The organism is Streptomyces sp. NPDC002776 (assembly GCF_053592195.1).
In genome coordinates, this window is sequence record NZ_JBSFVG010000060.1 from 1 (window position 1) to 1,636 (window position 1,636).

Below are 1,636 nucleotides of genomic sequence, written 5' to 3' on the forward strand. Positions count from 1 at the left end.
GGAGTCGACCGTTCACCTGCGGTGACGCCCCGCAGGCGTGAAAATCGGTACAGGGGCTGTCCGCCGACGCCGCTTGATGTTTGGGCTGTGAGCCCGCATAGGAGTCTGGTGAGGGAGCCGCCCGAGGGGGCCGCACACTGTCGCCTTGAGCACGCCGATCAGCTTCTCCGTTACCCCCTTTGGCTTCCCGGGCAGCCCCTGCCCGCACCAGTACGACAGGGGGTACGTCATGGAGGAGTTGAGAGAAGACCACGACGACGGAACGGTCGCCCGGGTCGCGTCGATCGACATCGGCAAGGCGTCCGGGATGATCTGCCTGCGCGTTCCGCACGACACCATCGAGGGCCGGCGCCTCCAGAAGGTCTGGACTGTCGCCTCGACCACGAACACAATCCTCGAGCTCGGCGACACACTGGTCTGCCAGGGTGTCGAGCGGGTGGTCATGGAAGCGACGGGCTCGTACTGGCGTCCGTTCTTCTACCTGCTGGAGGCCCGCGGCCTGGACTGCTGGCTGGTGAACGCGCGTGACGTGAAGAACGTCCCCGGCCGCCCGAAGACGGACAAGCTGGATGCGGTCTGGCTGGCCAAGCTCGCCGAACGCGGCATGGTCCGTGCCTCGTTCGTCCCGCCGAAGCCGGTGAGGCAGTTGCGGGACTTCACCCGCACCCGCACCGTGTTCGTCCAGGAGCGCACCCGGCACAAGCACCGCGTCGACAAGGCCCTGCAGGACGCGCAGATCAAACTGTCCGGCGTCGTCTCCGATCTGTTCGGCATGTCAGGCCGGGCCATGCTCGACGCGATGGTCGCCGGGGAACGCAACCCGCGCACCCTGGCCGACCTCGCCAAGGGCAACCTGGTCAAGAAGAAGCCGGCTCTCATCGAGGCTCTCACCGGCCAGTTCGAGGACCATCACGCCCGGCTGTTAGATGTGCTGCTGGGCACCGTCGACCATCTCACCGCGCAGATCCGCGAACTCGACCGGCTGATCGCCCGCACCCTGGATGAGATCACCACCCCGGACGACGGCCCCTGCGGCGATACGTCCGGTGACACCGTAACCGCTCGCGTCCTGGCCGAGAAGCTGGACGCCGTCCCCGGCATCGGACCGGCCACCGCACAGATCATCCTCGCCGAGATCGGTGCGGACATGAGTCGCTTCCCCACCCCCGAACACCTCGTCTCGTGGGCCAAGTTGTGTCCGCGGACGATCCAGTCCGGGGCGAAGAACACGTCGGGTCCGGCCGGGCAGGGCAACCCCTGGCTCAAGGGAGCTCTCGGCGAGGCCGCCAACGCCGCCGCCCGCACCGACACCTTCCTCGGCGCCCGCTACCGGCGCATCGTCAAACGCCGCGGCCATGCCAAGGCCCTGGTCGCCGTCGCCCGCTCGATACTCGTCATCGCCTGGCACCTGATCAACGACCCGGGCGCCTCCTACCAGGAACTCGGCGCCGACTGGCACCGGCGTCATCTCGACCCCGCCCGCAGGACACGTGATCTCGTCCGCCAACTCCAGGCCCTTGGCCATCAGGTCGCCCTCACCCCGACATCAGCCTGACCGACCCGTCCCACCGACATCCGGTCCGCAAGCGGCCCGGATGCTGCCGCCTGCCCTCCCGAACAACGATTTTCCGATCAG

Annotated in this window: 1 protein-coding gene; it reads left to right on the forward strand. The window is 67.9% G+C overall.

From position 1 onward, the window contains the following. Positions 1-145 precede the first annotated feature (145 nt). Positions 146-1,555, forward strand: coding sequence for an IS110 family transposase (locus ACWD11_RS35125; RefSeq protein WP_451287960.1), 1,410 nt, complete (start codon positions 146-148; stop codon positions 1,553-1,555). Positions 1,556-1,636 lie beyond the last annotated feature (81 nt).